This is a genomic window from Alcanivorax sp. UBA3183 (assembly GCF_002364155.1).
In the GTDB taxonomy this organism is placed as follows: Bacteria; Pseudomonadota; Gammaproteobacteria; order Pseudomonadales; family Alcanivoracaceae; genus Alcanivorax; species Alcanivorax jadensis.
Map to the genome: position 1 here is coordinate 16,251 of NZ_DEXN01000006.1, position 12,003 is coordinate 28,253.

Consider the following 12,003-nt stretch of genomic DNA (forward strand, 5'->3'; position numbering starts at 1 on the left):
CTTGCGCTCGCAAGCGAGCCGCTGGGACAGTCAACTAACCCTGTTTGCGGATGATGTGGAAGACTATATTTATCGAGAACAGGTACAGATTGGTACGATTAAGCGTGATCGCTACCGGAATATTCGGGCGAGTCTGTACGGGCTGGAGTGGGAAGGTGGGGTACGCTATGCCTCCCACTGGGAGACTCGCGCCCAGGCACTGATCATGCGAGGTGACAACCGCAGCGATGGCGGCACCCTGGCGCAAGTTTCCCCTTATCAGGGGAAACTTTCCCAGCACTGGCGGCCGGGTAAATGGGATGCTTCAATAACTTTGCGCCTGGCCGCTGCCAATGATCGTCTCAATGAGGATGCGGGAGAGCAGGCCAGTGCGGGATATGCCGTGGTCGATCTGGGGCTCATGTGGATGGTGAGTCAGAATGCCGAGATCGCTCTTGGGATGGATAATCTTTTCGACAAGCGCTACGTGAATTTCATCAATCGTAATCGGGCCGCCAGTGATCCGCTGAATATCGGCGAGGACAGTTTCACTGATACGCTGACAGAACCAGGCCGCAATGCCTGGATCAGCGCCAGCTACCGGTTCTGAGCTGCCGGTGTTACCGGAGCAATCAAGGAGAGTCCCATGAAAGCGGTTCATGTTGGTGGTTTGCTGTTGGCGATGGTTGCACCACTCTATGCCGAAATACCACAATCCCAATCTTCGCAGGCACCGCCTGAAGCGGCAATCGATCCCATGTCGGAGCCCCGCCAGCACAGCATGGCTCTGGCGGGTGCCTTGAAGCAGGCGTTGGTGGCAGCCATGCAATAAGGTGGGCCAGTGGCGGCTATTGATGTGTGCCATATTCAGGCTATTCCGCTCACTCGCCAGATTAGTGAGAGTAGCGGTTGGCAAGTCGGGCGGACCAGCCTGAAAGTGCGCAACCTGGACAATGCGGCGGATGAGGTGGAGCGGGACGTTCTCGCCCGGTTTGAGCAGCGCCTGCAGGCAGGGGAGCCCGTCGGCACTATCGAGTGGATGGATGAGCGAGAAGAGAATGGCAAGACCATTCAGCATTTCATGAAAGCGATACCGGTTCAGGCTCCCTGTATGGCTTGCCATGGAACTGATTTGGCGCCCGCCGTCAGTCAGCAACTGGATGCTTTGTATCCGGGGGATCAGGCCAGGGGCTATACCCTGGGCGAGTTGCGCGGCGCCTTTACGCTGAAGCGTGCAGTTCCTCCGGGTTCCTGACAGGAAAGCCAAGGCAGACCTTGCCCTCGAACATGGGCAAGGCCTAGTCGAAATCGGGCATAGTGGGCTTTATTACAGGCTTTTCGGCTTGTTGCCATGCATCAAACCCGCCTTCTATAGAAAAAATATGTAAATAGCCCATCTCTTTAAGTGCCCTTGCGGCAAGAGCTGCGCGCCCGCTGGTTTTGCAGTAAACCACTACTTTCTGGTCGCGATTCTCCAATTCCGGGTCGGAGCTGAGTTTGAATTCGAGGAGTCCCCTTGGAATATTGATGGCTCCGGGAATATGTCCATCACGAAATTCGTCGGGTTCGCGGACGTCCAGTAACAAATCGGCGCTGGGAAGTGCTTCTTCAGCTTTATCCGGAGAAATCTCGTGGATGATACGTTTGGCTTCCTCGACCATCTGATGGGCGTTCTTCATTGCTGTGCTCCTTTGCTTGCAACTTGAAACCCCGCGCGGCGCTCAGGCCGCGCGGGTAGCATTGCATTAGAGGGACTTGGTGCAGAAATAGAAATCCGTGCACTCGTATTCGCCAGATTCCACCCGTTGATTGGCCGCCTCGGCTGTTTTCGCGGGGGGGACGATTACCTTGTCTCCCGGTTGCCAGCCTTCGGGGGTTGCAACACCATTTTCATCGCTGGTCTGGAGTGCTTCGAGCAATCGCAGGAACTCCGGGATTGAGCGACCGTTGCTCATCGGGTAGTAGACCATGGCTCTGAGTACGCCATTGGGGTCGATGATGAAGGTGGCTCTTACCGCAGAAGTATCCGCTGCGCCCGGATGAATCATCCCGTAGGCGTTAGCAACATTCATTTTCAGATCTTCGATAATCGGAAAGGGAATCTCCACGCCGAAATTCTGTTTGATGTTACGCATCCAGGCGATGTGTGAATGGATGCTGTCGATTGACAGACCCAGCAGTTCACAGTTGCGCTTTGCAAACTCTGGAGCTGCCTTGGCAAAAGCCATAAATTCGGTTGTACAAACAGGCGTAAAGTCAGCGGGGTGGGAAAACAGTACCAGCCATTTACCGCGGTAATCTGACAATGACTTCTCTCCGTCTGTGGTCAGCGCAGTGAAATCCGGAGCGGGTTCGTTGATCCGTGGTAGGCCGCTTTGAGTCTGGTTGTTCATATCCATGGCAATCTCCGTAGGTTCCAGGGTTGTGAAATTCATAACCAGACTATGGGTATTGATATATTCCATCAAGATATATGCTTATATCGTTTCGATATGTAAAACCTATCGAGCCTGGAAGCCAGCGATATGCCTGATGCCTTGTCCTGAGGGGCAGGGCCAGATTTGGCCAGCAATAACCAAACGCAACGAATCTCATAATGCTGTTTCGCCATGAATATGGATGATTTGGTTATTGGCAGATGACAGCCTCGGGGCCAACATCGTCCGTGGCCCATAACAATAAGGAGATCGGGATGGCACGAAAATTATCCATTATGGATTCCGGCTGGTTGATGATGGAAACCCGGGAAACCCCCATGCACGTTGGCGGGTTGGCCCTGTTCGGGGTGCCGGAAGATGCCCCCAGCGACTACATGGAAAGCGTTTACCGCTACATGGTGGAGGTGGACGGGGTATGCCGGCCCTTCAGCCAGAAGATCCAGTCCCGCCTGCCGGGCCGGCTGGATGCGGCCTGGGTGGATGACAAGAATTTTGATATTGATTACCACGTACGCCATTCGGCGCTGCCGCGTCCGGGGCGGGTACGGGAGTTGCTGGCGCTGGTCTCTCGCCTGCATGCCCAGCGTCTGGATCCGGGCAGACCCCTGTGGGAGAGCTATCTGATCGAAGGGCTGGAGGGTAATCGCTTTGCCCTTTATACCAAGATGCACCATTCCATGGTGGACGGTATGGCAGGCATGCATCTGATGCAGTCGCGAATGGCGAGCAGCGCCGATGAGCGTCTGCCTGCGCCCTGGTCAGGAGAGTGGGACAGCCGTAAAAAGCCGCGCAAGAAAAACGTGGCCGTGGCCGCCAAGTCGGGGGTGCTGGATGGCGTGGGAAGCGTGCGCCGCGGTGCCGGTCAGCTGGTGGATCTTCTGCGCCTGCCCAAAGAAAGCAACGTGAAAACCATCTATCGGGCCCCCAAGACCCAGCTTAACTGTCGGGTCACCGGCGCTCGCCGGTTTGCCGCCCAGTCCTGGTCCTTGCCGAGGATCAAGGCAGCGGCGAAACAGCACAACGGCACCGTCAACGATATTTTCCTGGCCATGTGCGGGGGCGCCTTGCGCCGTTACCTGGAATCACTGGATGCTCTCCCTGCCGAACCGCTGGTGGCCCAGGTGCCGGTGTCCCTGCGCAGTGCGGACCAGGCGGAAGGCGGTGGCAATGCCATCACCACGGTACAGGTGAGTCTGGCCACCCACATTGCCAGCCCGCTGGGGCGGCTTGTCGCCATTCAGGAATCCATGCAGGCGGTGAAAACCCGTCTTGGCGAGATGCCGAAATCGGACATCGACGCCTATACCGTGATGACCAATATGCCGCTTTCGTTGGGGCAGGTGACCGGTTTGTCCGGTCGGGTCAGCCCCATGTTCAATCTGGTGATCTCCAATGTGCCGGGGCCCAAAGAGACCTTGTATTTCAACGGCGCTGAATTGCTGGCGTCTTACCCGGTGTCGCTGGTACTGCATGGCTATGCGTTGAATATTACGGTGGTGAGTTACAAGGACAGCCTGGAATTCGGCGTGATTGGTTGCCGCGTTACCTTGCCGCACATTCAGCGGTTCCTTGACTATTTAGAGGCTTCGCTGGGTGAACTGGAAGCTGGCTGATGTTGCCGGGCATTAGCCCGGTTTGCCATTACCGGCGATTCTTCACTGGCGGTATCCCTTTTCATCGGTGGGCAGATTCTTTCCCCACCATTCCTTCATGCCGCCGGCAAGTTGGTAGGCCTCAAACCCCATGCGTATCAGTTGTCGGGTGGCAGGAATGCTGCGGTGGGCCGAACGGCAAATGGCAACCACCGGGCGGCGTTGGTCCAGTTGCAATGCCGCGACAGTGCCGTGGTTGAGTGCGGTAATGGCCAGGTGTCGGGCGCCGGAGATGTGTCCGGCGAGAAACTCCCGCCGGGTTCGCACATCAAGTAGCTGTACCTCGTTCAATCGCTCTGCCAGTTGTTCCGCCGAGAGTTCCGGCACCTTGCCAAAGGGCAGCCAGTCGCGCCATGGGCTCATTGCGCCGTTCCCTGTTGTGTCGAGGCATCACCGTATTGTTGCTGCAGGTAGCGGATGATGTCGCTGCTTTCGAACAGACCCGTGTGGGTATTGGGGTCATAAAGGTAAGGCAGCTGCACCTTGCCGGTTTGTTTCATGAGCCTGGCCCGGTTGGTGCCGGGAACAGGACGGTAGGGCCCCTTGCCCGGCCTTAGCCATGGCAGACCTGCATCACTGAGCTGCTGCTTGCCGCAATTGCGCAACACATAAGCCAGCCCCAGCTCGGTGAGCCGTTCACGGACCAGCCGTGAGAAAGGACTGGATTCGAAACTGTACAGTTCGAGGGGCGTTTGGGGCGCCCAGGAGGGGCGGCCACGTGTTCCTTTTGCCAAACGGAGTGCGCTGGCCAGCTGGCTGAGTTTCAGGGATTCGCTGCTGCGGGGCAATTGGCCTTTGCCGTATTGTGTATGCAGGTAGGCGATGATGGCTTTGCTTTCGGTAACCTGGTGGCCGTTGTTTGGGTCGACCAAAAAGGGAACACGGCGCGTACCGCTGAGCTGTTCCAGCTCGTCCCAGTAACCGGCCTGTCCCTTGGGGCAGGGTTTGATCAGCACATCCAGATCCAGTTCGGTGAGCGCTTCGCGAACCGGGCGGCAGTAGGGGCAGCCTTCCATGTCGTAGAGGGTGAGCATGGCGTGGGGCTGTTCGTCGCGGATCAAGGCAGAGGTGCCGCGCCATTGTCGTGCCGTGGAAGCCAGCAGGGATGAGACAAGCTGTATCATGCGGGTGTCCTTTGTTCAGTGTTTGCTTCAGTGGGTTTGGCGGTATTGATGGTTCTCCGGGCGCGTTTCCCTGTGCTGTTCCTGTTGTGCCCTGTGCGGATCAATCCTGTTGCCACATGCCGAGACCATGCTGCAATGGTCATGGAAGGTGGGGTGCCAGGCGCTGCGGGGAGTGCGGCGGCATCAGCCACGTACAGGTTCGAGTGGCCGAACACCTGGCCGCTGCCATTCACGACGCCGTTCTGTTCGCTGGCAGCGAGCCGGGCACCACCCAGAGGGTGGACGGTAAAGGCCATGCCGGGCAGTGTGCGCACGGGGCGCTGGCTGCGCCGACCGACTTCGGAAAATAATCGCTGGATCCTGGTCAGCACCGGGCTGTTCTCGGCCAGATAGCGAATCCGCAGCCGCCCCCGTTGCCAGGTGACCACGCCATCGGCCAGGTCGGCGCCCATCCCCACCAGCAGGGCGTTCCGGCGCAGGAAGGCTTTCAGTGATGCCGGTAGCGGCAGGGTGTCGATTCCGTTGAAACCATACCGGGTGAGAATGGGGCCGGGCTGAGCCTTGCCGGTGACCGGATCGCGCAGGGCGAAGCGGCCATGGGTGGCGGTGCCACGGGTGAAATCGGCCCCGTCCTGATTCAGCCCCCACCAGGCCACGCTGTCGCCATTGCCGCCAAAGCCTCGCCCCAGGGCCGGCATGCCCTCTAGTCCGCCCAGTTCCCGACTGTGGAACAGCAGGCGCAGAGTGTTGAGGGTGCCGGCGGCCAGGATGACACGGTCTGCCAGCAGGTAGCAGCGCCGGCGTGCGGCATGGTCCATGACTTCCAGTCGATAGCCCCCGCCGGGTTGGCGCCACAGGCTCAGGCATTCATGCTCCGCGGCTACCTGCAGTCCCTGCTCCATGGCGGGTAACAGGAAGGCCCGGTCCAGGGTCATCTTGGCGCCGTTGGCGCTGCCGAAGAAGCTGTTGTTGGCGTAGTCTGCCTGGCAGCCTTCCATACAGATGGCCATGGCCGGCTGCGGCACGCTGTCATCGGCGACAAAGGCGGTGCTGTGGGCAAAGGCCTGCGGGGTCCAGTTGGGAATCCGGTCGTCGGCACTGGCTCGGCGGGAACCCATTCGCTGCATCATCCAGCGGTAGTGGTGTTCCATCCCGGCGGCCTGGATTCCAGCTTCGGGATGGTCCCAGTAGTCAGGCTGTTCCGGGCGGGTATTCATGGCGCTGTAGACATGGCTGCCACCACCGACACCGTTGCTGGCTACCACGGTCATGTCCCTGCCCAGATAAATATCAAACAAGCCGTGGCGGGACAGCTTCAAGCCCTTGCCGGGAAGCCCGCGCTGGCCGAAACGGTGCAGCAGTCCGCTCCAGAGGTGGCGTCCGGCGGGCAGGGGCCTGCGGTGCGGGATGCCGGCTTTGCGGACCGGGTCAGTATCTCGCCAGGGACCGCGTTCCAGTAACAGTACGGATTCACCCGCTTCGGTGAGGGTGCTGGCGGCCACGGCGCCACCGAAACCGCTGCCGATGACAATGGTGGAATGGTGTTCAATGCTGCCTGGCATCAGCGAGTCTCCTGCAGGGTGAAATAGAGCAGGGTGCGGGTGCCACGGCGGGTGCGGTAGCGCATGCGGGCGAGATAAAGCGCGTCCTGAAAGTAGCGTACTTCGCCGAGAATCGGGCGAAGCAGGGCTGGATTGCCCTCGACGTCGTAATCCAGCGCCAGTGCATCGCTGTCTTGCCGATCCTCAATCCGGTATTGCCCCCAGGCGCCCTGCAGGGTGCCAAGACCCCACAGGTTGGCGCCATTGGACGCGTCGAAGTGCTTTCCCTGCCAGGGATTAAGCCAACTGGCCAGCAGTCGGTAGAGGCCAGACTTGATCACGCCGGGCAGACTGCTCAGGCCACTGATACCCAGCAGGGTGCCTTGATAGTCGCCTTGCAGTTCGTTCTTGCGCGGCGCTGGAAGGGTAGCGAACAGAGCATCCAGTTCGTCCTGGCGGTGCCGGGCAAGGAAGGTGCGCGGGGGAAAAGGAGCAAGGGGTTTAGCGACTGCCATGGTGCAAATTCCTTATAGCGTCTTTGCACATCAATCTAGGTAGTCAGGGGGGCTTGGACAAACGATAAAAATTAATGTTTCGCGTTAGGCTCGCTAATCTGAATCATCATGCCGGCAACGTGGCAAGCCGTGTCTTGAGCCAGTCGATGAAGGACCGGCCGCCTTTCGGGAGTTCAGCGTTGTCCGGGTAAACGGCGTAGATGGCGTTGTCCAATGGGCCCAAGGGCGGAAAGGGTGCTTCCACCCGGCCGCTCTGTACCAGGGAGTATTCCACCGGGTAGAGAGCGAGAGCGGCACCGAGGGTTTCGGCGGCCTGTATCGCAGCAGGGTAATCGTCGACGTAGTACTGGGGACCCTCCGGTTCCGGTAGTCCCAGTTGGTTGAACCAGTGCTGCCAGGCCTGGGGGCGGCCGGTCATGTGAACCAGCGGTACCCTTGTCATGGCTTGAACATTGCCAGCTAGCCCATAGCGGTCGGTGAAGCCGTTGGGGGTGAAGACCTGGATCATCACTTCGGCGAGTTTTTCGTGACTGAGGCCGGGCCAGGGAGGTTGCCCGTAGCGGATCGCCAGATCAAACGAACCTTGTTGGAGATCCATGTTGGCCAGATTGGTTTCCACTTCCAGTTCTACTTCGGGGTGCTGCTCGCGGAAATTTTCCATGCCAGGCAGTACCACCCGTGCCGCAACCGGGGGCATCATGCTGACCCGCAAGCGACTGTGAAGCGGTGTTGTCAGAGCAAGTGTGGCGCGACGTAGCCCTTTGAGATGTGGCTGTATCTGGTTCAGGTAACGGGTGCCTTCTTCGGTGAGGGTCAGGGCGCGGTTATGACGTTCGAACAGCGTGACACCCAGACTCTCTTCCAGTTGCTGGATCTGCTGGCTGACGGCTGAGGGGGTGATGTGAAGTTGCTTCGCCGCTTGCTTGAAGCTGAGCTGCCGGGCGGCGGCTTCGAAGGTCATCAGAAAGTTCAGATTTGGAAGGGGTCGACGCATGCTGTTTCCATTCTTTTGTTCGCTATTCTTCTGACGCCAACTCGGCCGGCCAGTCACCAACCATAGCATGCCAGCCTGTCTCGGCGGGTGCCCAGGGGATGGGTGATTCGAGTGCTCTGTTTTTACGGGGCTGTTCAGTTTGCTATCGATGATTATATTGGACAGGTGTATTGCGGCATGGTGGATGTGAAAGGCATCTGTCGACCGTTCAAACAGAAGCTGTATTCGCGGGTCTCGGGCAACCTGGATGCTTTCCTGGATTACCGATAGCAACTTCGATATCGACTATCACGTGCGTCATTCGGCTCTGCCGCGCCCGGGCCGTATTCGTGGGTTGCTGGCGCTGATGCCGCGGCTGCACGTGCAGCGTCTCGATCCCCGCCGCCCTGGTCCTCGGCGTGGAATACCCTCTTGCCGCGCAAGCGCCGCTAGGGCTCTCTGGCCCGTGCAGGGATGTTGAAACCCCAGCGTAGTCTTCAACGCGGCACAGAGCAGTTTGTTAGGTGGTGTCGGCACGGCTCCATGGTCGGTAAACTAAGGCTCTCTGATCTCCCGACCTGTGGGAAATCGACAATTCAGGAAGGCAAGTGTGACACAAGGCTCAATTCAACAGGCGGCGTTGCAGCTGTCAGAGAATCTGCTCAAGCAGCAACTGATGGCGGTGACAGCGGAATCCTGTACCGGCGGTGGTATTGCTCAGGCGCTTACTGAGATTCCCGGTTCCTCACGCTGGTTTGAACGTGGCTACGTATCCTATTCCAACGAGGCTAAACAGGAGCTGCTGGGGGTGAACGCCGAAACCCTTGAGACGCACGGTGCGGTGAGTGAAGAGATCGCGCTGGAGATGGCCTGTGGTGCCGTCGCCCGCTCACGGGGCCATATTAGTGTTGCGGTGACCGGTGTGGCTGGCCCGGATGGCGGCACGCCTTCCAAGCCGGTGGGGACGGTGTGGATTGCCTGGGGCCAAAAGCTGGGCTATGCCGAGGCGCAATGCTTTCATTTCGAGGGTGATCGTCACGCCGTTCGTCAGCAGACCATTCTGGAAGCCATCAAGGGCTTGAATGCCCGTCTCCAGTAGTCACAATCTGCCCATTGGATAAACAGGGTTGCAAAGGACAGGAATACCTGTCCATAATGCTGTCCATATTGTCAGTGCTGTCCGAAAGGTCAGCCAGAACGGATCAGATAACGGCGATGCAATGACTGTCACGCCGAAACGGAGAGGGGTCATAATGAGCGATAAATCCAAGGCGCTGTCCGCCGCACTATCCCAGATCGAACGTCAGTTTGGTAAAGGTTCCGTGATGCGCATGGGCGATCGCAAGCGCGAGCGCATGCCGTCCATTTCCACCGGCTCCCTGGGGCTGGATATTGCTCTTGGTATTGGTGGTCTGCCGAAAGGGCGTATCGTGGAAATCTATGGCCCGGAATCCTCTGGTAAGACCACCCTGACCCTGAGCGTGATCGCCCAGGCGCAGAAGAAAGGCGCTACCTGTGCCTTTGTGGATGCAGAGCACGCCCTGGACCCGGACTATGCCGAGAAGCTGGGCGTGAACGTGGATGACCTGATCGTGTCCCAGCCGGACACCGGTGAGCAGGCACTGGAAATTACTGACATGCTGGTGCGTTCCGGCGCGGTGGATGTGGTGATTGTTGATTCCGTGGCGGCACTGGTGCCGAAGGCCGAAATTGAAGGCGAAATGGGTGACACCCACGTTGGCCTGCAGGCTCGTCTGATGAGCCAGGCGCTGCGCAAGATCACCGGCAATGTGAAAAACGCCAATACCCTGGTGGTGTTCATCAACCAGATCCGCATGAAGATCGGCGTGATGTTCGGTAACCCGGAAACCACCACCGGGGGTAACGCCCTCAAGTTCTATTCCTCCGTGCGCCTGGATATCCGTCGTATCGGCGCGGTGAAGCAGGGTGACGAAGTCACCGGTAACGAAACCCGCGTGAAGGTGGTGAAGAACAAGGTATCGCCGCCGTTCCGTCAGGCCGAATTCCAGATTCTTTACGGCCAGGGCATCAATCAGCTGGGTGAAGTGCTGGACCTGGGTGTGCAGCAGGGCCTGGTGGATAAATCCGGTGCCTGGTATGCCTACAAAGGTGACAAGATCGGCCAGGGCAAGCAGAACGCCTGTGAGTACCTGCGTGAAAACCCGGCTGTCGCCGAGGAAATCGAACAGGAAATCCGCGCTCGCTTGCTGCCTGATCCCACTGAGGCGCCGGCTGTCAAGGAAGAGGAAGCCGAAGCCGGCAATGAGTGAACCGCTCACTGAATCCGAACTGCGCCAGCGGGCTGTCAGCCTGCTGGCGCGTCGGGATCATGCCCGCCGGGAGCTGGAAACCAAGCTGTACCGCAAGCTCGGTGAGCAACCGGCGCTGCCAGCGGTGCTGGCCTGGTGTGACGAACACGGCTTTATCGACGACCGGCGCTTTGCCGGTTTTTTTGTGCGTTCGCGCATCGATCGCGGGCAGGGCGCCCTGCGCATCCGCCAGGAACTACAGCTGAAGGGCGTGGATAACGAGCTGATCGCCCAGGCCCTGGCAGAGGCTGAGGTGGACTGGTTCGCGCTGGCCCGGGAGGTGCGGGCTCGGCGCTTTCGTCAGTACCCTGGCAAGGACCAGAAAGAAAAAGCTCGCCAGCTAAGGTTCCTGCAACAGCGCGGTTTCAATGCCGAACAGAGCTTTGCTGCGCTGGATTGTTCCCCGGAAGACGAGCTGTAGTTCGTCCTTCCCGTTTCCCATCGCTGCTATCCTCACCCCGTTGGAGCTTTGCTCGCAAAGCGAAGGGCTGACGTTACCCGGATGATTCGCCTTGCGAGCAAGGCTCCAACGGTGCCGGTTTGTGGTCGACGGAGCCAGCCCGGTAATTTTTCCTCTTGGTTTGAATTCCGTTCACGGCGTATCCTTCGCTTTTGCGGCTTGTGTGAGATTTTCCATGGAGTACCTGTCTGATCCCTGGTTGGCGGCAGCCATGCTGGGTGCTGGTGTATTGGCGGGTTTTATCAACCCCCTGGCCGGTGGCGGGGGGCTGCTGATCCTGCCGTTGCTGATGCTCAGTGGCATGAGCGCGGCATTGGCTAACGGCACCATGCGGGTAGGGGTGCTGATACAAAGCGTGGAGGCGGTGCGCCAGTTCAACAAGCGCGGCACCATGCCGTTCAAGCCGCTGCCAGCGATTCTGGTGCCCTGCCTGCTGGGGACGCTGGTGGGTACTCTGGCGGCGTCCTATCTGCCGGAGTCCATTCTCAAACCGGTATTGCTGACGACCCTGGTGGTGGTGGCACTGATTATGGTGTTCAAACCCAATCAACTGTCGCCAGCAGCGGATGAGCTGCCACTGCAACCTAATGACTCTGTTGCCGGCTGGTTGGGCCTGTTCTTCTGTGGCGCCTACGGCGGCTTTGTGCAGGCGGGCGTGGGCTTTGTGTTGATCGCGGTGCTGGTGGGCCAGCTCCGCTATGACATGCTGCGCGGCAACGCCCTGAAGCTTGCCATCACCGGCAGTTTTACCGTGCTGGCCCTGGGCATTTTTGTGGCCCGCGACCAGGTGGCCTGGCTACCGGGCCTGCTGGTGGCTGCCGGCACCCTGCTCGGCGTACGCCTGGGGGTAGGCTTCGCCCACCGGGTCTCCCCGACAGTGCTCAAGCGTATTTTGCTGGTGATGGTGCTGGCGGTGTGCCTGGCGGCGGCGATCAAGGGCTAGAAACAAGCTACGAGCTGCTAGTTTCAAGCTATTAGATTAAAGAAGGGC

16 protein-coding genes are annotated in these 12,003 nt (G+C 59.2%); 9 read left to right on the forward strand and 7 right to left on the reverse strand.

What is annotated here, in order from left to right:
* The 3 genes from B3Q33_RS01325 to B3Q33_RS01335 all read left to right on the forward strand — a co-directional run.
* Positions 1 to 589, forward strand: a 589-nt coding sequence (locus B3Q33_RS01325; protein ID WP_273009252.1) for a TonB-dependent receptor domain-containing protein, incomplete at its 5' end; no start/stop codon positions are given.
* Between the two features lie 36 nt (positions 590 to 625).
* Positions 626 to 811, forward strand: a complete 186-nt coding sequence (locus B3Q33_RS01330; RefSeq protein ID WP_273009253.1) for a hypothetical protein — start codon at positions 626 to 628, stop codon at positions 809 to 811.
* Between the two features lie 9 nt (positions 812 to 820).
* A complete protein-coding gene (locus B3Q33_RS01335) occupies positions 821 to 1,234 on the forward strand; it encodes a Tll0287-like domain-containing protein (protein ID WP_273009254.1) in 414 nt (137 codons plus the stop codon).
* A 43-nt stretch (positions 1,235 to 1,277) separates the two neighbouring features.
* On the opposite strand, the gene B3Q33_RS01340 is transcribed toward B3Q33_RS01335, so the two are convergent.
* Both B3Q33_RS01340 and B3Q33_RS01345 read right to left on the reverse strand, forming a co-directional pair.
* Positions 1,278 to 1,658 carry a rhodanese-like domain-containing protein gene (locus B3Q33_RS01340; RefSeq protein WP_035246446.1) on the reverse strand — a complete coding sequence of 127 codons (381 nt, stop codon included), beginning with the start codon at positions 1,656 to 1,658 and terminating at the stop codon, positions 1,278 to 1,280.
* A 66-nt stretch (positions 1,659 to 1,724) separates the two neighbouring features.
* The gene (locus B3Q33_RS01345; protein ID WP_035246856.1) at positions 1,725 to 2,378 is read right to left on the reverse strand and encodes a peroxiredoxin; all 654 of its coding nucleotides are present in this window, start codon (positions 2,376 to 2,378) and stop codon (positions 1,725 to 1,727) included.
* A gap of 293 nt (positions 2,379 to 2,671) precedes the next feature.
* Here B3Q33_RS01345 and B3Q33_RS01350 point away from each other — a divergent pair, with 293 nt between their 5' ends.
* Positions 2,672 to 4,030 carry a WS/DGAT/MGAT family O-acyltransferase gene (locus B3Q33_RS01350; protein ID WP_035246448.1) on the forward strand — a complete coding sequence of 453 codons (1,359 nt, stop codon included), beginning with the start codon at positions 2,672 to 2,674 and terminating at the stop codon, positions 4,028 to 4,030.
* 42 nt (positions 4,031 to 4,072) lie between these two features.
* On the opposite strand, the gene B3Q33_RS01355 is transcribed toward B3Q33_RS01350, so the two are convergent.
* The 5 genes from B3Q33_RS01355 to B3Q33_RS01375 form a co-directional block, all read right to left on the reverse strand.
* Positions 4,073 to 4,432, reverse strand: a complete 360-nt coding sequence (locus tag B3Q33_RS01355) for a rhodanese-like domain-containing protein (RefSeq protein WP_035246450.1) — start codon at positions 4,430 to 4,432, stop codon at positions 4,073 to 4,075.
* Positions 4,429 to 5,193 (reverse strand): glutathione S-transferase N-terminal domain-containing protein, encoded by a 765-nt coding sequence (locus tag B3Q33_RS01360; protein WP_035246452.1) that lies wholly within the window; start codon positions 5,191 to 5,193, stop codon positions 4,429 to 4,431. The genes B3Q33_RS01355 and B3Q33_RS01360 overlap by 4 nt, the downstream gene beginning before the upstream one ends.
* A complete protein-coding gene (locus B3Q33_RS01365) occupies positions 5,190 to 6,755 on the reverse strand; it encodes a GMC oxidoreductase (RefSeq protein ID WP_273009256.1) in 1,566 nt (521 codons plus the stop codon). Before B3Q33_RS01365 ends, B3Q33_RS01360 begins: the two co-directional genes overlap by 4 nt.
* A complete protein-coding gene (locus tag B3Q33_RS01370; RefSeq protein WP_035246454.1) occupies positions 6,755 to 7,249 on the reverse strand; it encodes a hypothetical protein in 495 nt (164 codons plus the stop codon). The genes B3Q33_RS01365 and B3Q33_RS01370 overlap by 1 nt, the downstream gene beginning before the upstream one ends.
* A 106-nt stretch (positions 7,250 to 7,355) precedes the next feature.
* Positions 7,356 to 8,243, reverse strand: coding sequence for a LysR substrate-binding domain-containing protein (locus tag B3Q33_RS01375; protein ID WP_272980157.1), 888 nt, complete (start codon positions 8,241 to 8,243; stop codon positions 7,356 to 7,358).
* A gap of 247 nt (positions 8,244 to 8,490) precedes the next feature.
* Between B3Q33_RS01375 and B3Q33_RS01380 the strand changes: the two genes are divergently transcribed.
* The 5 genes from B3Q33_RS01380 (at position 8,491) to B3Q33_RS01400 (ending at position 11,955) form a co-directional block, all read left to right on the forward strand.
* A complete protein-coding gene (locus B3Q33_RS01380) occupies positions 8,491 to 8,703 on the forward strand; it encodes a wax ester/triacylglycerol synthase domain-containing protein (RefSeq protein ID WP_084573426.1) in 213 nt (70 codons plus the stop codon).
* A gap of 129 nt (positions 8,704 to 8,832) precedes the next feature.
* Complete coding sequence (locus B3Q33_RS01385) at positions 8,833 to 9,321, forward strand: CinA family protein (protein ID WP_035246457.1); 489 nt, start codon at positions 8,833 to 8,835, stop codon at positions 9,319 to 9,321.
* Positions 9,322 to 9,475: 154 nt separating this feature from the next.
* Positions 9,476 to 10,513 carry a recombinase RecA gene (gene recA / locus B3Q33_RS01390; RefSeq protein WP_035246459.1) on the forward strand — a complete coding sequence of 346 codons (1,038 nt, stop codon included), beginning with the start codon at positions 9,476 to 9,478 and terminating at the stop codon, positions 10,511 to 10,513.
* The gene (locus B3Q33_RS01395) at positions 10,506 to 10,973 is read left to right on the forward strand and encodes a regulatory protein RecX (RefSeq protein ID WP_035246461.1); all 468 of its coding nucleotides are present in this window, start codon (positions 10,506 to 10,508) and stop codon (positions 10,971 to 10,973) included. Before recA ends, B3Q33_RS01395 begins: the two co-directional genes overlap by 8 nt.
* Before the next feature lie 214 nt (positions 10,974 to 11,187).
* Positions 11,188 to 11,955: a sulfite exporter TauE/SafE family protein gene (locus tag B3Q33_RS01400; protein WP_273009258.1), complete on the forward strand. Its 768-nt coding sequence runs from the start codon at positions 11,188 to 11,190 to the stop codon at positions 11,953 to 11,955.
* Positions 11,956 to 12,003 lie beyond the last annotated feature (48 nt).

Excerpts from the sequence above, each read along its gene's own strand:
- B3Q33_RS01345 (WP_035246856.1), bottom strand. The coding sequence starts at position 2,378 with ATGGATATGAACAACCAGACTCAAAGCGGCCTACCACGGATCAACGAA.
- B3Q33_RS01355 (WP_035246450.1), bottom strand. The coding sequence starts at position 4,432 with ATGAGCCCATGGCGCGACTGGCTGCCCTTTGGCAAGGTGCCGGAACTC.
- B3Q33_RS01360 (WP_035246452.1), bottom strand. The coding sequence starts at position 5,193 with ATGATACAGCTTGTCTCATCCCTGCTGGCTTCCACGGCACGACAATGG.
- recA (WP_035246459.1), top strand. The coding sequence starts at position 9,476 with ATGAGCGATAAATCCAAGGCGCTGTCCGCCGCACTATCCCAGATCGAA.
- B3Q33_RS01375 (WP_272980157.1), bottom strand. The coding sequence starts at position 8,243 with ATGCGTCGACCCCTTCCAAATCTGAACTTTCTGATGACCTTCGAAGCC.
- B3Q33_RS01365 (WP_273009256.1), bottom strand. The coding sequence starts at position 6,755 with ATGCCAGGCAGCATTGAACACCATTCCACCATTGTCATCGGCAGCGGT.
- B3Q33_RS01370 (WP_035246454.1), bottom strand. The coding sequence starts at position 7,249 with ATGGCAGTCGCTAAACCCCTTGCTCCTTTTCCCCCGCGCACCTTCCTT.
- B3Q33_RS01340 (WP_035246446.1), bottom strand. The coding sequence starts at position 1,658 with ATGAAGAACGCCCATCAGATGGTCGAGGAAGCCAAACGTATCATCCAC.
- B3Q33_RS01330 (WP_273009253.1), top strand. The coding sequence starts at position 626 with ATGAAAGCGGTTCATGTTGGTGGTTTGCTGTTGGCGATGGTTGCACCA.
- B3Q33_RS01400 (WP_273009258.1), top strand. The coding sequence starts at position 11,188 with ATGGAGTACCTGTCTGATCCCTGGTTGGCGGCAGCCATGCTGGGTGCT.
- B3Q33_RS01350 (WP_035246448.1), top strand. The coding sequence starts at position 2,672 with ATGGCACGAAAATTATCCATTATGGATTCCGGCTGGTTGATGATGGAA.
- B3Q33_RS01380 (WP_084573426.1), top strand. The coding sequence starts at position 8,491 with ATGCTTTCCTGGATTACCGATAGCAACTTCGATATCGACTATCACGTG.
- B3Q33_RS01395 (WP_035246461.1), top strand. The coding sequence starts at position 10,506 with ATGAGTGAACCGCTCACTGAATCCGAACTGCGCCAGCGGGCTGTCAGC.